This is a genomic window from Halorubrum tebenquichense DSM 14210 (genome assembly GCF_000337415.1).
GTDB classification, from domain to species: domain Archaea; phylum Halobacteriota; class Halobacteria; order Halobacteriales; family Haloferacaceae; genus Halorubrum; species Halorubrum tebenquichense.
In genome coordinates, this window is record NZ_AOJD01000051.1 from 92,605 (window position 1) to 113,521 (window position 20,917).

Consider the following 20,917-nt stretch of genomic DNA (forward strand, 5'->3'; position numbering starts at 1 on the left):
GCCGAGCGACGAACTCCGCGTTGTGGCAAGTTTTAACCGCTCCGTATCCCGGTGATCGATCATGACTCCCCTACAGGCGGCCACCCGCGAGACCTTCTGGACGGTCGGTCCGGTCGGGAAGGCCGCGTTCTACTGGCTCGCCGCTGTCGCGGTCGCCGTGTTCCTGTACGGCGTCTACGCGCGGTTCGCCGCGTACGCCCGCGGGAGCGCGGACCCGAGAGACCGGCTGTCGAACCTGCCCGGTCGGGTCGTCGCCGCGACGAAGACGGTCCTCTCGAACGAGAACCAGTTCGACGGGGACCTGTACGCGGGCGTGATGCACACGTTCGTCCTCTGGGGGTTCCTCGTCTTACTCGTCGCGACGACCATCCTCGGGATCGACATCGACCTCTACCGCCCGCTCGCGGGCGAGTCGTTCTGGGTCGGCGACTTCTATCTCGCCTACCAGTTCGCCGTCGACGCGTTCGGCCTGCTGTTCGTCGTCGGCGTCGGCATGGCCGGCTACCGCCGCTACCGGAGCCGCGAGGGGCGGCTCTGGGGGAAACACACCTCGCTGGAGGACGACGCGTTCCTCTGGACCCTGTTCCTGCTCGGCGTCGGCGGCTTCCTCGTCGAGGGCGTGAGCATGGTCGGCCAGCCCCAGCGGGCGACAGAGACGGTGAGCTTCGTCGGGATGGCGCTCGCGACCGGCCTGCAGACGGCGGGGCTCACGGCGGCGGGCGCGGAGGCCGCCTACGGCGTCATCTGGTGGAGCCACTCGCTGCTGGCGTTCGCGTTCGTCGCGTGGATCCCGTACGCGAAGCCGTTCCACATGATCTCCTCGTTCGCCAACGTCGTCGTCCGCGACGAGAAGGCGGGCGCGCGGCTCCCGAACGTCCCCGCGGATCTCGATCACACCAACGCCGAGTCGCTGGACGACTTCACGTGGAAGGAGCTGCTCGACGGCGACGCGTGTACGAAGTGCGGGCGGTGTACCGACGCCTGTCCCGCCGACACGGTCGGCCGGAACCTCGACCCGCGGGACGTCATCCTCGACCTGAAGTCGTACCGCGAGTCCGTCAGCGACGACCCGGTGGCGGGGAGCGGAGACCGGATGGCTACTGATGGGGGAACAGTCCCCATCGTCGCCGACGAGGGCGGCGTCATCGCCAGCGAGTCGATGGAGTCGTGTATGTCCTGTATGGCGTGTATGGACGCCTGTCCGGTCGACATCGAACACCTCACCTCGTTCACGAAGATGAACCGCCAGCTCGTCGACGAGGGGGCGGTCGACTCGAACCTCCAGGACGTGTTCCAAGACGTGATGCAGAAGGGGAACACCTTCGGCGAGTCGCAGTCGGCGCGCGGCGACTGGGCGGACGAGCTGGACGACTCCGTCGACGTGCCCGACGCCCGCGAGGAGTCGGTCGAGTACCTCTGGTACGTCGGCGACTACCCGAGCTTCGACGACCGAAACAAGAAGGTCGCCCGCGCGCTCGCCCGCCTCTTCGACGAGGCCGACGTGTCCTTCGGAATCCTATTCGACGACGAGAAGACCGACGGGAACGACATCCGCCGGATCGGCGAGGAGTTCCTCTACCTCGAACTCGCCGGGCACCACGTCGAGACGTTCGCGGACTGCGAGTTCGAGAACATCGTCTGTACCGACCCGCACTCCTATAACACGATCAAAAACGAGTACCCCGAGGTCGACTTCGCGGAGTTCGCGGACGACCCGATGATGCCGTTCGACCGCGAGGACCCGTGGAACCCGGACGGCGAGGTCGACGTGTTCCACTGGACGCAGGTCGTCGAAGAGCTCGTCGACGACGGCCGACTCGATCTGTCGGGCGACGAGCTGGACTACACCGTCACCTACCACGACCCCTGTCACCTCGGGCGGTACAACGACGAGTACGAGGCCCCCCGCGAGCTGATCCGCGCGACGGGGGCGGAGCTCCACGAGATGCCGCGCTCGCGCGACGACTCGTTCTGCTGTGGCGGGGGCGGCGGCGGGCTCTGGACCGAACACGACGAGGCCGTCAAGCCGAGCGAGGAGCGCCTCCGCGAGGCGGTCGAGGACACCGACGCCGGCGCTGCGATAGAGAAGTTCGTCGTCGCCTGCCCGATGTGTACGACGATGTTCGAGGACGGTCGCAAGACGGGGGACTTCGAGGACGACGTGGAGATCGTCGACGTGGCGGAACTGCTGATCGAGGCGGTCGAGGCGTAGCGGGGACCGTTTCCGCGCCGCGGCGTCGACGCCGTTCGGGCGTCAGGCCCGCCGCGACTGCGCGTCCGCCGCGTCGTCGACGCGCCGCAACAGCGCCCGTCCGGGGGCCCGGTCGCGGACCGGCGCGTCGCCGAGGTAGTCCACGAGCGCGTCGCGGAGCACGGCGACGCCCTCGCGGTCGAGCGGTTCGCCGCGCTCGATCGATTCGAGCGGCCCGCGGTACGGCTCGGCGTCCTCGGTCGCGTTCCGCGCGGCGTCGAGCAGCGCCGCGTGCGCCACCCACGCCTCCTCTCGGGAGGTCGTCGGCGCGGGCGGCCCGTCGGTCGTGGGAGGGACCATTCGTCCGGTGTCTCCCGGTACGGGGACTTAAAACCACGTCCCGGTTCGTGCCGAGTTCGACGCGGTGGGACGCTGACGTACTCGCCTCGCCGGCCACGGTCGGTAATCTATGTAGTTCTATATAGCGTACGGAGCCAAACGTAGCCGTACCGTGTCGTACCCGCGCCCCAGTACTCCTCATAGCATACTACTTAACCGGAACTCGCCCACTGTCGGGTGATGGCTTCTAGCCACGACGCGGACGCTACGGGAATCACCCGGCGGAAATCGCTCGCGGCGCTCGCCGGCGCGGGGGCGCTCGGCCTCGCGGGCTGTACCCAGAGTTCGGACGGCTCCGACGGCGGTGACGGCTCCGACGGCGGGGACGGCTCCGACGGCGAACTCTCAGGCCCGATCAACATCGCGGGATCGAGCACGGTGTTCCCGCTGATGAGCGCGGTCATGGAGGACTTCGCCGCCCAGCATCCAGGCGTCGACCCCGACATCAGCTCGACCGGGTCCGGCGGCGGCTTCTCGAACTTCTTCTGTACTGGGGACACGGACTTCAACAACGCGAGCCGGCCGATCCAGCCGGAAGAGGAGGAGCTCTGCGCCGAGAACGGCGTCGAGTACGTCGAACTCGTCGCCGCGACCGACGCGCTCACCGTCGTCGTCAACCCCGACGCCGACTGGATCGACTCGCTCACGACCGAGGAGCTCGCGCAGATCTGGGAGTCCGACCCCGCCCAGACGTGGGACGAGGTCCGCGACGAGTTCCCGAACGAGGAGATCGAGCGGTTCGGCGCGGCCGACACCTCGGGCACGTACGACTACTTCATCGAGTCCACCCTCGGCGAACGCGGCCACACGAGCGACTATCAGGCGACCGAACAGGACAACACCATCGCGCAGGGCGTCTCCGGCAGCGAGTACGCCATCGGGTACTTCGGCTTCGCGTACTACTTCCAGAACCCCGACCAGCTGAAGGCGCTGGGCATCGACGACGGCGACGGCCCGGTCGAGCCGAGCCTCGAAACGGCCTCGTCGGGCGAGTACACGCCGCTCTCCCGGCCGCTTTTCACGTACCCGTCGATCGAGTCGCTCGGCGAGGAACACATCGCGGAGTTCGCCCGGTACTTCGTCGAGCAGACGACCGACGAGGACCTCGTCGCCGGCGATGTCGGCTACGTGCCCGCCACCGAGGAGACGCAGGAAGAGCAGATGAGTATCCTCGAAGACGCGATCGAGCAGGCGCAGGGCTGAGCCGGCGCGATGAACCGGTGTATTGATTTACGACTGCGTGCGATACCCCACCGTTCGTGACTGACAGCACAGAGAGTCCCGATCTGAGCCGCCAGAGCGGACTCACACGACTGAAGGAGGGAACCTACGGCGGGCTGTTCGCGGCGTGCGCGGCGATCACCCTGCTCACGACGGCCGCGATCTTCGTCACGCTCCTGTCGGACGCGGTGGTGTTCTTCCGGGCCACGCCGATTCCCGAGTTCCTCACCGGCACCAACTGGAGTCCGAATCCGGCCGGCGGCGGGCAGGCGTTCGGTATCGTCCCGCTGTTGATCGGGACGATCACGGTGACGGTCACGGCGGCGTTCATCTCTCTTCCGATCGGAACGCTGACCGCCATCTACCTCAGCGAGTACGCGACGCCGAACGCCCGGTCGATACTGAAACCCCTACTTGAGATCCTCGCCGGCGTGCCCACCGTGGTGTACGGGTACTTCGCGCTGGTGTACATCACGCCGGCGCTGAAGGCGACCCTGTTCCCCGAGATGAGCACGTTCAACGCCCTGTCGGCCTCGATCATGGTCGGCATCATGACCATCCCGATGGTGTCGTCGATCTCCGAGGACGCCATGAGCGCCGTCCCCGACGAACTCCGACAGGCCGGCTACGGGCTCGGCGCGACCAAGTTCGAGGTCTCGACCGGCATCGTCGTCCCGGCGTCCATCTCCGGGATCGCCTCGTCGTACATCCTCGCCGTCTCCCGCGCCATCGGCGAGACGATGATCGTCGTCGTCGCGATGGGCGCACAGGCGCGGATGCCGGCGGTCCGGGAGGCCGCGTTCGGCATCCCGTTCATTAACCCCGCCGACGTCCTCTTGGAATCCGGCATGACGATCACCGTCGCGATGGTCCAGATCACCGGCGGCGACCTCACCGGCGGCACGCTCCCCTACAACTCCATGTTCGCGCTCGGTCTCGCGCTGTTCGTAGTGACCCTCGTAATGAACGTGATAAGCGACATCATCGCGGAACGCTACCGGGAGGAGTACTGATGGCGACCGACAACGCGAACGCGGACGGGTTCGGCGAGGTGAGTCGGGTCCGCGGGATCGCCTTCGAGTACCTCTCGCTCGGCGCGAGCGTGTTCGGACTCGTCGCGCTCGGCGTCCTCCTCGTGTACGTCGCGATCGACGCCTTCGACCTGTCGAACGCCAGCCCCGAGTGGCTGCTCACCTACTTCGTCACGCTCGTCGTCCCCTTCCTCGCGTTCTGCCTGTACAGCGCGGACGACCCAGCGGTCACGCGCCGAGCGCTCGGCGCGCTCGGCGGCGGGCTCGTCGCCGTCGCCGTCGTGTTCACCGCGATAGAGTCCCTTCTCGTGCCGATCCCGCGGCTCAACTGGCAGCTCGCGTACCTCTTCGTCGTCGCCGCGCCGGTCGCCGCGTACCTCACGTACGTTGGCAGCAACGGTCGGCCGGGGGCCGTCGGCTTCGGTCTCCTCGGGCGGCTCGTCGGCGGCGCTGCGCTCGGCCTCGCGGTCGGCACCCTCTTTTTAGTGTTCGACTCGCTCGTGTGGTTCCTCGCGTACACGCTCGGCGTCCTCCCCGCAGTCGGGCTGTACGCGTACGGCCGGGTCCGCGAGGCGTCGCGGGCGCGAACCGCCGCGCTTCCGGTCGGGTTCCTCGGGCTGGTCGCCGCGGTGGTCCTCCGCGACGTGATCCCCACGTACCCGTCTGACCTCCTCATCTACCTCTGGACGATCGCCGTCCCGATCGCGGTCGCCGGGGGGCTCGTCGTCGCCGACCGACGCGGTCGAACCGTCGCGGCGGTCGCCGCCGGGCTCCCGCTCGCGGTCGCGACCGCCGGCGGCTTCTGGGCGACCGGCGCGGGACTGCCGGCACCGACCGTCCTCCTCGTCCTCGTCACGACCGGCGTGCCGACGGCGGTGTACGTCTCCCGCGTCGTCGACGTGGGCGAGGGCGTCGTCGGCCTCGCGCTCCCGTTCCTCATCGCCGGCGGCGTCGTCGTCGGAGCCTTGGTCGTCGAGGCGTGGGGCGTCCCCGCGCCGGACCCGTGGCTCGACGCCGGATTCGTCACGGAGGCACCGTCGCGGACGCCCGCGAATGCCGGCCTGTATCCGGCCATCGTCGGCTCGGTGATAATCATCGCGCTCGTCGCGGTGCTGTCGTTCCTCCTCGGGGTCGGCACGTCGGTCTTCCTCGAAGAGTACACGCCGGGGACCGGACCGATCGGCACGCTGACGCGGATTCTTCAGGTCAACATCGCGAACCTCGCGGCGGTCCCGTCGGTGGTGTACGGACTCCTCGGGCTGGGGCTGTTCGCGAACCTCCTCGGACTCGGCATCGGGACGGCGGTGACCGCCGCGCTGACGCTCTCGCTTCTCATCCTGCCGATCACGATCATCTCCGCGCAGGAGGCGATCCGGTCGGTGCCGGACGACCTCCGTCGGGGGTCGGACGCGATGGGGGCGACGCGCTGGCAGACGACGAAGAACGTCGTCCTGCCCGAGGCGATGCCGGGGATCCTCACCGGAACGATCCTCGCGCTCGGTCGGGCGATCGGCGAGACCGCACCGCTCATTATGATCGGCGCGGCGACGACCGTCTTCAACCCGCCGAGCAGCCTCTTCAGTCGGTTCAGCGCCATGCCGATGCAGATCTACACATGGGCCGGGTTCCCACAGGCCGACTTCCGGTACGGCGTCGTCGCCGCAGGCGTTATCACGCTGCTGATCATCCTCGTCGGTATGAACGGGACGGCCATCCTACTGCGGAACCGCGCGGAGCGCGGGAGCTAACAATGAGTAACACGACATCGGACGACTCGCTGATCACGACGGAGGTACAGGCGGACTCGAACGACGACCGCGCGCCCGTCAACGAGGCCGGCACCGCGGTCGCCGCCCGGGACCTGAACGTCTACTACGGCGACGAGCAGGCGATAAACGACGTGACGATGGAGATCCCCGAAAAGCGCGTGACGGCGCTCATCGGGCCCTCCGGCTGCGGCAAGTCGACGTTCCTCCGCACGATCAACCGGATGAACGACATGATCGACATCTGCCGCGTCGAGGGCGACGTGGAGTTCGGCGGGAAGAACGTGTACGACGCCGACGTCGACCCGGTCGCCCTCCGCCGGAAGATCGGGATGGTGTTCCAGAAGCCGAATCCGTTCCCGAAGTCGATCCGCGACAACGTCGCGTACGGCCTGAAGATACAGGGGTTCGACGGCGACGTCGACGCCCGCGTCGAGGAGTCGCTGAAGGGAGCCGCCCTGTGGGACGAGGTGAAAGACCAGCTTCACTCCTCGGGGCTGGAGCTGTCGGGCGGGCAGCAACAGCGGCTCTGTATCGCTCGCGCCATCGCGCCCGACCCGGAAGTAATCTTGATGGACGAGCCCACTTCGGCGTTGGACCCCGTCGCGGCCTCGAAGATCGAGGACCTGATCGACGATCTGGCCGAGGAGTACACCGTCATCATCGTCACGCACAACATGCAGCAGGCGGCGCGCATCTCCGACCGGACGGCCGTCTTCCTCACCGGCGGCGAACTGGTCGAGTACGACGACACCGCGAAGATCTTCGAGGACCCCGAACAGCAGCGCGTCGAGGACTACATCACGGGGAAGTTCGGATAGATGCCCAGAGAGAACTACCGGGATCGGCTCGACGACCTCCGAGAGGGCGTGGTCGAGATGGGAGAGACCGTCTGCGACCGCCTCGACGACGCGGTCGAGGCGGCGGTGTCGGGCGACGACGACCTCGCCCGCTCGGTGATCGAGGGCGACCACGAGGTCAACGAGACGTACCTCGCCTTGGAAGACGAGTGTACGGAGCTGCTGGCGCTCCAGCAGCCCGTGGCGGGCGACCTGCGGCTCGTCGCCGCCTCCTTCAAGATCATCACCGACCTCGAACGGGTCGCCGACCTCGCGACGAACCTCGCGGACTACGGCGGTCCCGACGGCGGCGTCCACCCGGCGGTGGACGTGCGCCGGCTCGGCGAGGCGGCCCGCGAGATGGTTGCGGACGCGGTCGCCGCCTACGCGGCGCGCGACCCGGACGCCTGCCGCGACATCGCCGCCCGCGACGACGACTTCGACGAGCGCTGCCGCCGCGCGAGCGAGGCAGTCGTCCGCGAGCTGTTGGAGGCGGACCGCGCCCGGACCGAGGCGCGCGACGCCGACGGCGACGCGGACGGCGGCGCGACCGACGACGAGGCGCTCGAAGCCTCGCTCGACGAGGTGTCGCAGGCGCTGCTCGCCGTGCGCGACCTCGAACGGATCGCCGACCACGCGGTCAACATCGCGGCGCGGACCCTGTACATGGTCGAGAACGACGACGAGCTGATCTACTGAGACGGCGGCAGCGCGGGCGGCGCGGTATCCGGCGGCGGACGCGACCCGCGACCGCGACGCGACACCCACACGACATGACAACCACAGACACCGCGGACGACGAGACGCCCACCGACGAGACGGACACCGACGAAACGACCGTGCTCACGTTCATGTGCGTCCGAAACGCCGGCCGCAGCCAGATGGCGACGGCGTTCGCGGAGCGCGAGCGCGACCGCCGCGGGCTCGGGGACCGCCTCGAGATCCGGACCGGCGGGACCGCGCCCGCCGACAGCATCCACGAGGTCGTCGTCGAGGCGCTCGCGGAGGTCGGCCTCGACGTGAACGGCCGCGAACCGCAGTCGATCTCCGACGCGGCGCTCGCCGGGTCGGACTTCGTCGCGACGATGGGGTGTTCGACGCTCGATCTGGAGACCGTCGACACCGACGACTGGGACCTCGACGACCCCGGCGAACGGCCCATCGAGGACGTCCGCGAGATCCGCGACGAGATCGAGCGCCGCGTGATCGCGGTCTTCGACGAGCGGTTCGGCGCTCGAACCGACGCCTGACTCCGGAAGCGATAATCGCCTCCGGACGCAGCAACGAAACGTGACGGTACTACAGGAACTGATCGGGGACCAGTCGCTCGTCGTGTGGATCGTGTTGGGCGCGATCGGGTTCCTGCTGACCTGGAAGGGAGCGAACGTCATCGAGTCGACGACCTCGAAGATCAGCGACCACTTCGGCGTCTCGCAGGCCATCCAAGGCGGGCTCATCGTCGCGGCCGCGACGTCGTTTCCCGAACTCGCGATCATCCTCATCTCGGTACTCGTCCTCGGTGACTTCGGCGTCGGTGCCGGCGCGCTCATCGGGACGGCGGTGTTCAATATCTTGGTCATCCCGGCCGCCGTCTCCATCACGAGCGGCGACACGACGACGACGCAGGGGATCGTCTACCGCGACGCCATCTTCTACATGGTCGCCGTCCTCGCCCTCTTCGGCGTGATCGCGATCGGCGTCCTCGGGACCGACGGGCGGGAGATCGCGCGGATAACCCCCCAGATGGGGGTCGGCCTGCTGGTGTTGTACGGCGTGTACGTCATCCTCCTCGCCGGCGGCAAGAGCGGCGCGTCGGACCTGAAACGGACCGAATCGACGAACCTCCCGAAACAGGTCGGGCTGTTCGCGGCCGGACTGGTCGTCGTGCTCGTCGGCGTCGAGTCGATGGTCACGATGACGGTACAGATCTCCGAGGCGCTCGGTGCGCCGTCGTTCCTCGTCTCCGTGACGGTGCTGTCGGCGATGAGTTCCTTCCCCGACCTGCTCGTCGGCGTGAAGATGGGCGAGGCCGGCGACAAGCGGGCGGCGGTCGCGAACGTCTTCGGGACGAACACGTTCAACCTCGTCGCCGCGCTCCCGATCGGCGTCATCCTCGCCGGCGGCGTCTCGATCGGCTTCCTCACGTCCGTGCCGCTCCTCTTATTCCTGTTTTACACTACCCTCGTCGTGGTGGTGATGGCCGCGACGGACTTCGAGATCACCACCGAGGAGGGGTACGTCTTCCTCGCGATGTACCTCGCCTTCATCGGCTGGATGACGGCCGAGGCGCTGGGCGTCACCTCGCTGCTGACCGAGTCGACGCTCCGGACGATCGTCGGCTGACGGGCGCGTCAGCCGCTCCGACGGCGACCGCTCCGCGGCGGTCGCTCACTCCGTCCGGACGCGGACCTCGATCCCGTCGGCGTCGGTGACGGCGATCCCGTCGTCGCGCTCGTCGACGGTGATCCCGACTCCGCCCCCGCTCCCGACTCCGCCCCCGCTCCCGACTCCGCCCTCGCTCCCGACTCCGCCCCCGCTCCCGACTCCCCCTCCGCTCCCGGCTCCCGCCGCGACCGCGTCGAGTCGTGCCCGCACCGCGTCCAGCGCGGTCTCGTCGGGCACGACCACCTCGAACCACGCGAGGCCGCGTCCGCCCGCCGGGGTCGTCCGTCCTCGCCATGTGTTCGCGCCGAGGTGGTGGTGGTAGCCGCCGGCCGCGACGAACCGAACGTCCGGGCCGGACGTTCCGACCTCGAAGCCGAGTCCGTCGACGTAGACCGCCTCGAACGCCGACAGCGAGGTGACTTCGAGGTGGACGTGGCCCACGTCGGTGCCGGCCGGCGCGCGGTCGACGGGGTCCGCGGAAGCCGTCCCCTCAGCCTCCGTTTCGCCCGTCGCGGCCGCGACGACTCCCTCGACGTCGAGCGGTTCGGTCGCCATGCGTACCCCGCCGTTTTCGTCGACCGGCCACTCCTCTCGTGGCCGGTCGCGGTAGATCTCCACGCCGTTGCCCTCGGGGTCGTCGAGGTACAGCGCCTCGCTCACGAGGTGGTCCGAGGCACCGTCGAGCCGCCACCGCTCCCGGACGCGGCCCAGCGCCTCACCGAGCGCCGCCCGGGACGGGACCCGGAACGCGGCGTGGAAGAGACCGGCGTCGGTCCGGCTCCGCGCCGGGCCGTCGGCGTCGCGTTTCAGGACGAGTAGCGGCGTTCCGTCGACCCCGAGCGTCGCGCGCTCGGCGGTGCGGTCGAGGACCGCGAGGCCGACCACGTCCCGGTAGAACGCGGTCGTCTCGTCGAGATCCGCGACCCGGAGCGCGGCGCGGCCGACGCGCGTCCCCGCTGGGAGTCGGTCGTCCCCGTCGCTCGCGGCGGTGCCGGCGTCGTCGCGGTCGGCGCTGTCGGTCATCGGGCCGACTACGGTCGCCCGCGCGTTCAACGCGTCGGTCGCGGCGTCGGCCGCGGAGGGGTCCGGCGACCGCGGCACTCCCGCCCGAACCTTCCCCATCGTCCGTTAGAATCAAGCGGACACGCGACCCAGAGTGTGGCATGAGCGCCGAACAGCAGGAACGGGCCGTCCGGTGTCTGGTCGCGAAGGTCGGCCTTGACGGCCACGATCGGGGCGCACACGTGATAGCGCGGGCGTTCCGCGACGCCGGCTTCGAGGTTGTCTACTCCGGGCTCCACCGCGCGCCGGACGACATCGTTCAGGCGGCGGTGCAAGAGGACGTCGACGTGCTCGGCATCTCGATCCTCTCGGGCGCGCACAACACGCTCGTCCCGAAGGTCATCGAGGGGCTCAAGGAGTACGACGCGTTCGACGACACGCTCGTCCTGGTCGGCGGGATCATCCCGGACGAGGACGAGGCCGACCTGAAGGAACTGGGCGTCGCAGAGGTGTTCGGACCCGGGACGCCGATGGAGGAGACGATCGAGTTCATCCGGAACAACGTCCCGGAGCGCGCGTAGATGGACGGGTCGGACGCACCCGCGCTCGGGGACGCGCCGACGCTCTCGGCGGCCGACGCCGCCCTCGTCGACGAGCTACTCGACGGGAGCCACCGCGCCCTCGCCCGCGTGATCACGAAGATCGAGAACCGCACGCCCGGGTACCGCGCGATCGTCTCCGCGCTCCACGAGCACACCGGCGGCGCGGACGTCGTCGGGATCACCGGCTCGCCCGGGGCCGGGAAGTCGACGCTGGTCGACAAGCTCGCCGCCGACTACCGCGACCGCGGCGACACCGTCGGCGTGATCGCGGTCGACCCCTCCTCGCCGTACACCGGCGGGGCCGTCCTCGGCGACCGGATCCGGATGGGGTCGAACGTCGGCGACATGGACGTGTTCTTCCGGTCGATGAGCGCCCGCGGCCAGCTCGGCGGCCTCTCGACCGCGACCGCGGACGCCGTGAAGGCGCTCGACGCCTTTGGCAAGGACGTAGTGATCTTAGAGACCGTCGGGGCCGGACAGAACGAGGTCGACGTGGTCCGTACGGCCGACACGGTCGCGGTGCTGGTCCAGCCCGGCTCCGGCGACGACGTCCAGACGCTGAAGGCCGGCATCCTGGAGATCGGCGACGTGTTCGTCGTCAACAAAGCCGACATGGACGGCGCACAGCGGACCGTCGCCGAACTGGAGGAGATGGTCCACCGCCGCGAGGGCGGGACGACCGGCCGCGACGCCGGCCACCACGGCGCGGCGTCGATGGCCTCGACCGGCGCGGACGGCTCCGGGTCGGGCCACCGCGACGCCGGTCACGCGGGCGGTTCCGAGAGCGGCGAGACGGGAGACGCCGCAGGGGTCGCGGACGCGGACGACGCGGACGACGACGAGTCGTGGACGCCGGAGGTGTTAGAGACCGTCGCGAACACCGGCGAGGGCGTCGCGGCGCTGATCGAGACGTTCGACGCGCACGCGGCGTACCTGCGGGAGTCCGGCGAGATCGCGGCGACCGAGCGGCGGCGGTACGCCGAGGAGATTCGCACCCTCGTGCGCGCGGACGTGGGGGCGCTCGCGACCGACGAGATCGAGCGCCGCGGCGGGATCGACCGCCTCGCCGAGCGCGTGCGCGACCGGGAGACGGACCCGTACGCGGTCGCCGAGGCGATCGTGGGCCCGATCGCGGACTGCGTCGAGGAGACGGGCGACCGAGCGCGCGACGAGTGATCCGGGTCGCCGCGGCGCTGCGCGCGCCCGCCGACTCCGGCCGCGTCCCACGGGTATAAGTCGCCAGCGAACCAACAGTTTTCCATGAAGCTCAGGAACCTCCTCGGCAGCGCCGTCCTCGGCGTCGGCGCGCTCGCCGCGCTCAACACCGGCCTCCGGTACGAGGGCGAACTGGAACCCCCGCTCGACGGCGACGACCGGACCTTCCGCTGGCGCGGGATGGACGTCGCGTACACCGAGGCGGGCGACCCGGACGACCCGGACCTCGTCTTACTCCACGGGATCAACGCCGCCGGCTCCTCCGGCGAGTGGCGTGCGGTGTTCGACGACCTCGCCGCCGACTACCACGTCGTCGCGCCCGACTTCCCGGGGTACGGCCGCTCCGACCGGCCGCCGCTGCGGTACTCGGCGGCGCTGTACGAGGACTTCGTCCACGACTTCCTCGCCGACTTCGACGAGCCGGCCGTCGTCGCCTCCTCGCTGTCGGCGGCGTACGCGGTCGCGGCCGTGGACGACGGCGACGCGGAGGGGGGCGTCGACCTGCGCGGGTTCCTCGCGGTCTGTCCGACCGCGACCGCGGGGCCGAGCCCGGCGAAGGGGTGGCTGCGCGAGCTGCTCCGCGCCCCGCTCGTCGGGCGGGCGCTGTTCAACGGCATCACGTCGAAGCCGTCGATCCGCTACTTCAACGCCGACCACGGCTACGACGACCCCGCGAACCCGAGCGCTGAGTGGACCGACTACGAGTGGCGCACGACTCACGTCGAGAACGCGCGGTTCGCGCCCGCCTCGTTCGTCTCGGGGAGCCTGAACAGCGAGATCGACCTCGCCGCCGCGCTCGCCGGGTTGGACGTCCCGCCGACCATCGTCTGGGGTCGCGAGGCGACCGTGAGCCCGCTTACCGACGGGCGCGAACTCGCCGACGCCGCCGACGCTCGCCTCGTCGTCTTCGACCGGGCGCGCCTGCTCCCGCACGTCGAACACCCCGAGCGCTTCGTCGAGACGGTCGAGGAGGCGCTCGCGGCGGGCGCGGCGGCGTAGGGCCGTCGGTCGGATCGCCGTCTCCGCTCTTTCAGCCCCCGACCCGTCCGGTTCTCATCGCTGAGGATCGGGCGGACACGAATATAAACGGCCTCCCCGGACGGTGCCCATGACCAGCGAGACGCTCCGCGTCTTGTGCGTCGACGACGAGCCCGGACTCGCCCGGCTCGTCGCGACGCGCCTCGAACGCGACGACGACCTCGACTGCGAGACCGCCGTCGAAACACGCCCCGACGACGCGCTCCGTCGCATCGAACGCGAGTCGTTCGACTGCGTCGTCAGCGACTACGACATGCCCCGCCTGACCGGCGTCGAACTGCTCTCCGCGGCCCGCGAGGTCGACCCGGACCTCCCGTTCCTCCTGTTCTCCGCGACCGGCCCGGCCGACATCGCGGCCGAGATGGTCCGCGTCGGCGTCAGCGACTACGTCTCGAAACGGGGCGGCGCGGACGGGTACACCGCGCTGTTGCGCCGCGTCAAGCGGGTCGCCGCCGGCGGGACCGAGGGGTTCGGGACCGAGGGGGTCGGCGACCCGTCCGCGGCGTCCGTGACGCTCGACGGGATCTGTACCGTGGCACCCGACGGGACCTTCGAGTTCGTGGGCGAGGAGTACGGCGCGCTGTACGGCTACGCCCCCGAGGAGTTGGAGGGGGAGCCGTGGCAGCGGCTCCACCCCGAGCCGGCGATCGAACACCTCGAAACGAACGTCATTCCGGCCGTGACGGGCGGGGAGCGGTGGACCGGGACCAGCACGGGGCTCCGGGCCGACGGCAGCCGGTTCGCCGAGTCCAAGATGGTGAGCGCGACGGCCGACGACCGGCTGCTAATCTCGGTGTCGCCGCTCGACTCCGTCCGTCAGGTCGCGGACGACTGACTGTCCCCGAGCCTGACGAACGCCCCCGGCCCACTCGTCGCGGCGCACGTACAGCGTCTTCTCGCAGGCCGCGTGGACGGTCCCCGCCTCGTCGACGAGCGAGACGAGGTACTCGCGGTCGGTCGACTCGCCGGGGTCGAGCGTCTCGCGGAGCCGCTCCGTCTCGGCCGCCGGGAGTTCGAACTCGGCGTACAGCGTGTCGCGGCCGGGTTCGATGAACTCCAGCGCGGCCGACTTGTCCCACACGGTGAACCGGTCGCCGAGGACCCGCCGGAGCATCATCATGTACACGGGATCGATCGCGCCGTAGATGCTGCCGCCGAAGATCGTCCCGACCGCGTTCCGAGTGCGCCAGTTCAGGGGGAGCCGGATTCGGACGTAGCGCCAGTCGGCTGCGATGTGGTCGACGCGCGCCCCCGTGCCGCGGTACGCGGGCAGGAGGTTGAACCCGTAGCGCCAGAGCCGCGTCCGGCGGCTCTCGGCCGGCGGGTCCTCGCGTACGGGTCGCGGCTCCGGATCGCGGTCGACCCCGGTCGGGGAATCGCTCACGGCGATCCGCGGCGGGCCGGCGACAAACCGGTGTCGGAACCGGCGACAACGCGCCCCGGGTTGTCGGTGTCTTACATCACCCCACACGGTTTCTACTGCGCGTGCCGCCGAGCGGTCGCCCTCGGCGACCGCGAGGCGCACCGCGCGAGGGAGTCGGCCGCGACGAGGGCGACCGAAGGGAGCCCGACGGACGCGGCCGACGAGGCTGGGGAGGCGTGAGGTGCGGTTGCTGTGCTGTGCGGGGCGGGAATCGAAGGGGCAGCCGGGAGGACGAAGACGCGCGACGCAAGCACCGCAGGAGTAAGCAACGCGAGCGACGAGGAGCACAGCGAGCGCATCGAGTCCTCCCGGCTGGGGCTTCGGCGGTCGTGTCCGTGTTGGTGATCACGTATCGCCGAGCGGCTGGGGCTTCGGCGGTCGTGTCCGTGTTGGTGATCACGTATCGCCGAGCGGCTGAGGCTTCGGCGGTCTCGGTCGTGGCGAGGTCAATCGCGTACAGCTAATCGACCCGAGCGTATCCCAACGAACCAGCCGCTAATCAGTCAAAAACTGCGTATGAATGGCGGACAGGCGGGGGAGCCCGGCGTTCCGTCACGGGGTATCCCGATTGCCTCCTCCACCCCGCGACCCGACGAGCGACGGGCGTCCGGCGGTGGGCTGCTCGCTTCCGCGCCTGACCCAGTGTCGCCGACGAACCGCGACGGACCGCTCCTGCGAGCGGGCGTCGCGGACCGCTGTCCCCGGCGGACGAGGCTTCCACGTTGGCTCTCGGGGCCCGTGCCGGTCTGACCGGACGTGCCCGCTGTTCGGTCCCCGCTAAAGACTGCCTCACGGGTTACGAGCGGGGCCTAACCGCCCGACCTAGTCCGTTCGACGATATTCGGGTCCGGCATAAGGGCCTTTCGTTCGGCGAGCGTCGGCCGCGGGGTCGGGCCGCCGCGCGAGAGTGACAGGGCGTTACGACAAGACGGCCCGGGCGTACGCCGCCGCGGAGAGCGGCAGGGGGATCGACAGCGCGACGACGGCGGGCGCGTGCCACACCAGCCAGAGGTTGTCGCGGAACACCGGGCTCGGCTCGACCGCCGCGGCCCAGCTCGCCGCGCTCAGGGTGGTCGCGAACGCGAGGACGACCGCCACGCCGGCGAGCGTCCCGGGGTCGACGTTCCCCTGCTCGACGGAGGCGATGACGACCGCGCTCAACAGCGCGAACAGCGTGATTCCGCCCCAGCCGACGACGCCGGACGCGTAGTACGTCGCCAGCTGCGACGCGTACTCCGGCCCCGAGATGACCGCGTACGGCGCGACGAGCGCGACCACGGTGACGACGGCTGCGGCGATTCCCACCCGGCGCGAGACGGCGCGGAGGTCCATACTCGCCCTCGGAGTCGAGCCGCGGTAAAAGGACCGGATCGGACGCACCGACAGCGCCGCGACGACCCGGACCGTTCCCGTAGCGTTTTGCCCCGGCGGCCCCCACACCGGAACATGTCACTCGACGTCGACCCGCCGGATCCCCCCGAACTCGCCGCCGTCGACCCGAACGAGTACGAGGACGCCGAGGTCTCGGGCGGCGAGTACCGCCGCGACGAGCTGGAGGCGTTCCTCCGCGAGGGCGCGTGGGAGGAGGCGTTCGACGAGTGGACGGCCGGCAGCGACATGGACGAGGAGGACTGGCGGATCGCGCTCGACCTCGGTCTCGTCTCCCGGTTCGACTTCTTCTGGGACGACTTCGCCGACCGCGTCGGCTATCACGCGCCCGGACTGCCGGAGGACTGGAAGGAGCGCGACCTCCACCCGGACCTGGACTCGTGGGGGACCGTCTCCGCGATCAACGCCGGTCTCACGGAGCTGGGCCAGATCGTCTGCGAGACGCTCAAAACGGAGTACATCGACTGGGAGGCCGACTTCGACGCGCCGGACGACCTCCCGGACTTCGAGGCGTAGCGGGCGTCCCGGTCGCCGCCCGCCCCGGCCACCGCAGTCTCGCGGCCCCTCAGTGCCCCCAGAGGTTCCCGTCCGGATCGTAGCGCGCGTCCATGATCCGGTCCCACTGCGCGTCGGAGAGGTCGAGGTCTGTCGCGGCGACGTTCTCGTCGAGCTGGTCGACCGTCCGCGCGCCGACGATGGGAACGCAGGTGAACTCGTCCCAGCCGGAGAGCCACGCGAGCGCGACCTGCGCGGGCGTGGCGTCGAGCTCGTCGGCGACCTCGCAGACCGCGTCGAGCACCGTCCAGCCGCGCTCCGAGAGGTAGAAGCGCTCGAACCGGTCGTCGAAGCTCGCGCGCGACCCGTCGGGCGCGATAACCTGCTCGGGGTCGTCCGGGTCGGCGCGCTCGTACTTCCCGGTGAGGAATCCGCCGGCGAGCGGGGAGTACGGGCAGACGGCCAGGTCCTGATCGATACAGACGTCGAGGTACTCGCTCACGTCCTCGTAGTAGCCCGCGTGGTGGAGCGGCTGGACCACGTCGAAGGCGGCGTAGTCGTTGACGTCGGCGGTCCACTGCGCCTTCGTCAGCTGCCAGGCCGCCATCGTCGACGCGCCGAGGTGGTGGACCTTCCCCTCGGCGACGAGTTCGTCGAGCGCGCGCATCGTCTCCTCGATGGGCGTCCCGTCGTCCCAGCGGTGGATGTAGTAGATGTCGAGGTAGTCCGTGTCGAGGCGGTCGAGTGTCCCCTCGACCTGCGCGCGGATGTGCTTCCGCCCCAGCCCGGAGTCGTTCGGGCCGGGCTCGCCGCGGCCGTCGAACGGGAAGTACACCTTCGAGGCGATCACGTAGTCCTCGCGGTCGCGCTCGGCGAGCCACTCGCCGATGTACTCCTCGCTCGTCCCGTGGGGCGTCCCGTAGACGTTCGCCGTGTCGATGAAGTTGATCCCGCGGTCCGCGGCCGCGTCGAGCAGTTCGTGGGCCTCCTCGCGGCCCGTCTCGACGACGCCGTTCGTCTCGCGTCCGAACCGCCACGTCCCCAGACACAGCTCCGAGACGCTGAGCCCGGTGTTCCCGAGTCGCCGGTAGTCCATGCCGGCACGTCTCTGGGCGGACAGGTAAAGCGTGGCGGCACCGGCGGCCGACGTGGATCAACCGGCGGCGGGAGGTCGGAACGTTCGGCCGGGTCCGGCGGCTACCCGAAGTTCTCGACCTTCGCGGCGTCGGCGTCGCCGCCGGCCGCGTCGACGGCGGCCTCCGCGTCCGCGACGAGGTCGGCGAACCCGTAGACGAAGGCGGTCTCGCCGTCCGCGCCCGTGAGCACGTCGGCGACGGCGTCGGTGAGCGGTTCGTCCGCGCCGAGGAGGTGGACCGCGGCACCCCGCTCGCGGAGGGCCTCGATCCGGTCGGCGTGGGCGACGTCGTCGTCGCGGTAGACGACCGCGGCCTCGGCCCCCTCGTCGAGCGCGCGCTCGGCGATGGCGACCGCGGGACCGATCCCCGGGCCGCCGGCGATCACGACCGCACGGGCTTCGCCGTCGTAGTGCTGGTCGCCGTAGGGACCGGAGAGCGTCATCTCGGTGCCGGCCTCGGCGTCCGCGAGGAACGCCGAGAAGTCGCCGCCCTCGTCGGGGTCGATCCCGACCGTGACCTCGAACGCGTCGTCCACGTGGGGCGACGAGAGGGTGTAGAAGCGCGCAACCGACTCGCCGTCTATCTCGGTGCCGAGCTTCACGAACTGTCCGGGCTCGGCCGCGAACCCGTCTGGCGCGCGGAACCGGAGGGCGTACGTGTCGGCCCCGACCGAGGCGACCGACTCGACCGTCGCTGTCGTGTCCATACCACGGATCGGCGGGCGAGACACAAACGCCTTCCCGTCGGCGTCGGTCCTGCCCGTGTCGAAACCGATCCGACCCGCGACCCGCCGATCCGCGGCCGATCACCGGGGAGATGCGTTCGACGTTCGTCGAAAACCGGTCCGACGCGAAGGGACGATCGTGAGGAAAGTGGTGAATATACGTCCAATTATCTCTGAACTCCAACGGATGACGGGGGGCAAAGGCGTCAATATTCGCGAGACTGAACACGTTCGTTCAGAAATACGTCGGTGTCTCCTTCCAGAAGCCTTTTGATGAGTCCGCCGGAATCTTGCCCATAGTACATGGCCGCGGATTTCAACTGGGCTGTCGGCGGAGAGGCCGGCGACGGCATCGACTCGACGGGGAAGATCTTCGCACAGGCGCTTTCCCGCGCGGGTCGGCACGTGTTCACGTCGAAGGACTTCGCATCGCGGATCCGAGGCGGCTACACCGCCTACAAGGTGCGGACATCCGTCGACAAGGTACAGAGCGTCGTTGACCGACTCGACGTGCTCATCGCGTTGACTCCCCGGACGATCGAGGAGAACCTCGACGAGCTCCACGAGGGGTCGGTGATCATCTACGACGGCGAGCGGACGACGATGCAAGACGTCGAGATCCCCGACGAGATGATCGGGCTGGACGTCCCCCTCAAGAGCCTCGCCGAGGACGCGGGCGGGGCGATCATGCGGAACGTCGTCGCGCTCGGAGCCGCCTGCGAGGTCGCCGAGTTCCCCATCGAGAACCTCGACTCGGCGCTCGAAAAGCGGTTCAAGGACAAGGGTCAGAAGCTGGTCGACAACAACAAGGAGGCCGCGCGCGCCGGCCAGTCGTACGTCGCCGAGGAGTACGACCACGAGTTCGACTACGACCTGGAGACCACCGACGAGGACTACGTCCTCCTCAACGGCGACGAGGCGATCGGGATGGGAGCCATCGCGGCCGGCTGCCGCTTCTACGCCGGCTACCCGATCACGCCCGCGACGGACGTGATGACGTACCTCACGGGCCGCATCGAGCGGTACGGCGGCCACGTCGTCCAGGCGGAAGACGAGCTGTCGGCGATCAACATGGCGCTCGGCGCGGCCCGCGGCGGCGCTCGCGCGATGACCGCCACCTCCGGACCGGGAATCGACCTGATGACCGAGACGTTCGGGCTCATCGCCACCTCCGAGACGCCGCTCGTCATCTGTAACGTGATGCGCTCGGGCCCCTCGACGGGGATGCCGACGAAACAGGAGCAGGGCGACCTCAACGGGATGCTGTACGGCGGCCACGGCGAGGTCCCCCGGTTCGTGCTCGCGCCGACGACCATCGACGAGTGCTTCTGGAAGACGGTCGAGGCGTTCAACCTCGCCGAGAAGTACCAGCTCCCGGTCTACCTCACCGCCGACCTCTCGATGGCGGTCACCGAGCAGACGTTCTCGCCGGAGACCTTCGACATGGACGAGGTGGAGATCGACCGCGGCAAGGTCGTCGACGAGACGACCATCGACGACCACATGAGCGACTCCGGTGGCTTCCAGCCCCACGAGATCACCGACGACGGGATCTCGCCGCGGGCGTTCCCCGGCACGGCCGACGGCGCGCACATGTCGACCGGCCTCGAACACGACGAGCAGGGCCGCCGGACCGAGGACACCGACATGCGCGTCGAGCAGGTCGACAAGCGCAACCGGAAGGTGGAGACGGCCCGCGAACGCGAGGACTGGAGCCCCCGCGAGTTCGGCGACGCGGACGCGGACACCCTCGTGATCACCTGGGGGTCGAACGAGGGCGCGCTCGCGGAGGCGGTGGAGTTCCTCGCCGACGAGGGCATCGACGTGCGGGTGCTCTCGGTCCCGTACGTCTTCCCGCGGCCGGACCTCTCGGAGGACGTCGCGGCCGCAGAGACGACGGTCGTCGTCGAGTGTAACGAACAGGGGCAGTTCGCCGACCTCGTCGAACACGACGTGCTCGAACGGGTCGACCGGATAAACAAGTACAACGGCGTGCGGTTCAAGGCCGACGAACTCGCAGACGACATCAAAGCGACCCTCGCGGAGGGGGTGGAGGCGTAA

19 protein-coding genes, 1 other RNA gene and 1 pseudogene are annotated in these 20,917 nt (G+C 69.7%); 14 read left to right on the forward strand and 7 right to left on the reverse strand.

Annotation, left to right across the window (positions count from 1 at the left end):
* Positions 1-61 precede the first annotated feature (61 nt).
* Positions 62-2,212, forward strand: a complete 2,151-nt coding sequence (locus tag C472_RS09635) for a (Fe-S)-binding protein (RefSeq protein WP_006629636.1) — start codon at positions 62-64, stop codon at positions 2,210-2,212.
* Positions 2,213-2,254: 42 nt separating this feature from the next.
* Here C472_RS09635 and C472_RS09640 read toward each other — a convergent pair whose 3' ends face one another.
* Positions 2,255-2,551 (reverse strand): DUF7853 family protein, encoded by a 297-nt coding sequence (locus C472_RS09640; RefSeq protein ID WP_006629637.1) that lies wholly within the window; start codon positions 2,549-2,551, stop codon positions 2,255-2,257.
* Between the two features lie 219 nt (positions 2,552-2,770).
* Between C472_RS09640 and C472_RS09645 the strand changes: the two genes are divergently transcribed.
* The 7 genes from C472_RS09645 (at position 2,771) to C472_RS09675 (ending at position 9,790) form a co-directional block, all read left to right on the forward strand.
* Positions 2,771-3,793 (forward strand): PstS family phosphate ABC transporter substrate-binding protein, encoded by a 1,023-nt coding sequence (locus C472_RS09645; RefSeq protein WP_006629638.1) that lies wholly within the window; start codon positions 2,771-2,773, stop codon positions 3,791-3,793.
* Positions 3,794-3,849: 56 nt separating this feature from the next.
* Positions 3,850-4,824, forward strand: coding sequence for a phosphate ABC transporter permease subunit PstC (gene pstC, locus C472_RS09650; protein ID WP_006629639.1), 975 nt, complete (start codon positions 3,850-3,852; stop codon positions 4,822-4,824).
* Entirely contained in the window at positions 4,824-6,590 is a 1,767-nt protein-coding gene (gene pstA / locus C472_RS09655) for a phosphate ABC transporter permease PstA (protein ID WP_006629640.1), read from the forward strand. Before pstC ends, pstA begins: the two co-directional genes overlap by 1 nt.
* Positions 6,591-6,592: 2 nt before the next feature.
* Positions 6,593-7,429 carry a phosphate ABC transporter ATP-binding protein PstB gene (pstB, locus tag C472_RS09660; protein WP_006629641.1) on the forward strand — a complete coding sequence of 279 codons (837 nt, stop codon included), beginning with the start codon at positions 6,593-6,595 and terminating at the stop codon, positions 7,427-7,429.
* Positions 7,430-8,146: a phosphate signaling complex PhoU family protein gene (locus tag C472_RS09665; RefSeq protein WP_006629642.1), complete on the forward strand. Its 717-nt coding sequence runs from the start codon at positions 7,430-7,432 to the stop codon at positions 8,144-8,146. It abuts the gene before it with no gap.
* 74 nt (positions 8,147-8,220) lie between these two features.
* Complete coding sequence (locus C472_RS09670; protein WP_006629643.1) at positions 8,221-8,697, forward strand: arsenate-mycothiol transferase ArsC; 477 nt, start codon at positions 8,221-8,223, stop codon at positions 8,695-8,697.
* Positions 8,698-8,737: 40 nt separating this feature from the next.
* Entirely contained in the window at positions 8,738-9,790 is a 1,053-nt protein-coding gene (locus tag C472_RS09675) for a sodium:calcium antiporter (RefSeq protein WP_006629644.1), read from the forward strand.
* Positions 9,791-9,835: 45 nt separating this feature from the next.
* Here C472_RS09675 and C472_RS09680 read toward each other — a convergent pair whose 3' ends face one another.
* Entirely contained in the window at positions 9,836-10,855 is a 1,020-nt protein-coding gene (locus C472_RS09680; RefSeq protein ID WP_049906505.1) for a VOC family protein, read from the reverse strand.
* Positions 10,856-10,995: 140 nt separating this feature from the next.
* Between C472_RS09680 and C472_RS09685 the strand changes: the two genes are divergently transcribed.
* From C472_RS09685 to C472_RS09700, 4 genes are all read left to right on the forward strand, one after another.
* Positions 10,996-11,415, forward strand: a complete 420-nt coding sequence (locus tag C472_RS09685; protein ID WP_006629646.1) for a cobalamin B12-binding domain-containing protein — start codon at positions 10,996-10,998, stop codon at positions 11,413-11,415.
* Positions 11,416-12,612: a methylmalonyl Co-A mutase-associated GTPase MeaB gene (gene meaB, locus C472_RS09690; RefSeq protein WP_006629647.1), complete on the forward strand. Its 1,197-nt coding sequence runs from the start codon at positions 11,416-11,418 to the stop codon at positions 12,610-12,612.
* Between the two features lie 84 nt (positions 12,613-12,696).
* Entirely contained in the window at positions 12,697-13,650 is a 954-nt protein-coding gene (locus tag C472_RS09695) for an alpha/beta fold hydrolase (protein WP_006629648.1), read from the forward strand.
* Positions 13,651-13,759: 109 nt separating this feature from the next.
* Entirely contained in the window at positions 13,760-14,524 is a 765-nt protein-coding gene (locus tag C472_RS09700) for a response regulator (RefSeq protein ID WP_006629649.1), read from the forward strand.
* A 33-nt stretch (positions 14,525-14,557) separates the two neighbouring features.
* Here the strand turns inward: C472_RS09700 and C472_RS09705 are convergent.
* The 3 genes and pseudogenes from C472_RS09705 to C472_RS09710 all read right to left on the reverse strand — a co-directional run.
* A pseudogene (locus C472_RS09705) lies at positions 14,558-15,073 on the reverse strand (DUF4442 domain-containing protein); the annotation flags it as partial.
* Between the two features lie 560 nt (positions 15,074-15,633).
* An RNA gene (ffs, locus tag C472_RS16365) (signal recognition particle sRNA) lies at positions 15,634-15,945 on the reverse strand.
* Positions 15,946-16,030: 85 nt separating this feature from the next.
* Positions 16,031-16,444, reverse strand: a complete 414-nt coding sequence (locus C472_RS09710; protein WP_006629652.1) for a DUF7548 family protein — start codon at positions 16,442-16,444, stop codon at positions 16,031-16,033.
* A gap of 114 nt (positions 16,445-16,558) precedes the next feature.
* Here C472_RS09710 and C472_RS09715 point away from each other — a divergent pair, with 114 nt between their 5' ends.
* Positions 16,559-17,017: a hypothetical protein gene (locus C472_RS09715; protein ID WP_006629653.1), complete on the forward strand. Its 459-nt coding sequence runs from the start codon at positions 16,559-16,561 to the stop codon at positions 17,015-17,017.
* 49 nt (positions 17,018-17,066) lie between these two features.
* On the opposite strand, the gene C472_RS09720 is transcribed toward C472_RS09715, so the two are convergent.
* Positions 17,067-18,092, reverse strand: coding sequence for an aldo/keto reductase (locus tag C472_RS09720; RefSeq protein ID WP_006629654.1), 1,026 nt, complete (start codon positions 18,090-18,092; stop codon positions 17,067-17,069).
* A 101-nt stretch (positions 18,093-18,193) separates the two neighbouring features.
* Positions 18,194-18,838, reverse strand: a complete 645-nt coding sequence (locus C472_RS09725; protein ID WP_006629655.1) for an FAD-dependent oxidoreductase — start codon at positions 18,836-18,838, stop codon at positions 18,194-18,196.
* A gap of 321 nt (positions 18,839-19,159) precedes the next feature.
* Between C472_RS09725 and C472_RS09730 the strand changes: the two genes are divergently transcribed.
* Positions 19,160-20,917 carry a 2-oxoacid:acceptor oxidoreductase subunit alpha gene (locus C472_RS09730; RefSeq protein ID WP_006629656.1) on the forward strand — a complete coding sequence of 586 codons (1,758 nt, stop codon included), beginning with the start codon at positions 19,160-19,162 and terminating at the stop codon, positions 20,915-20,917.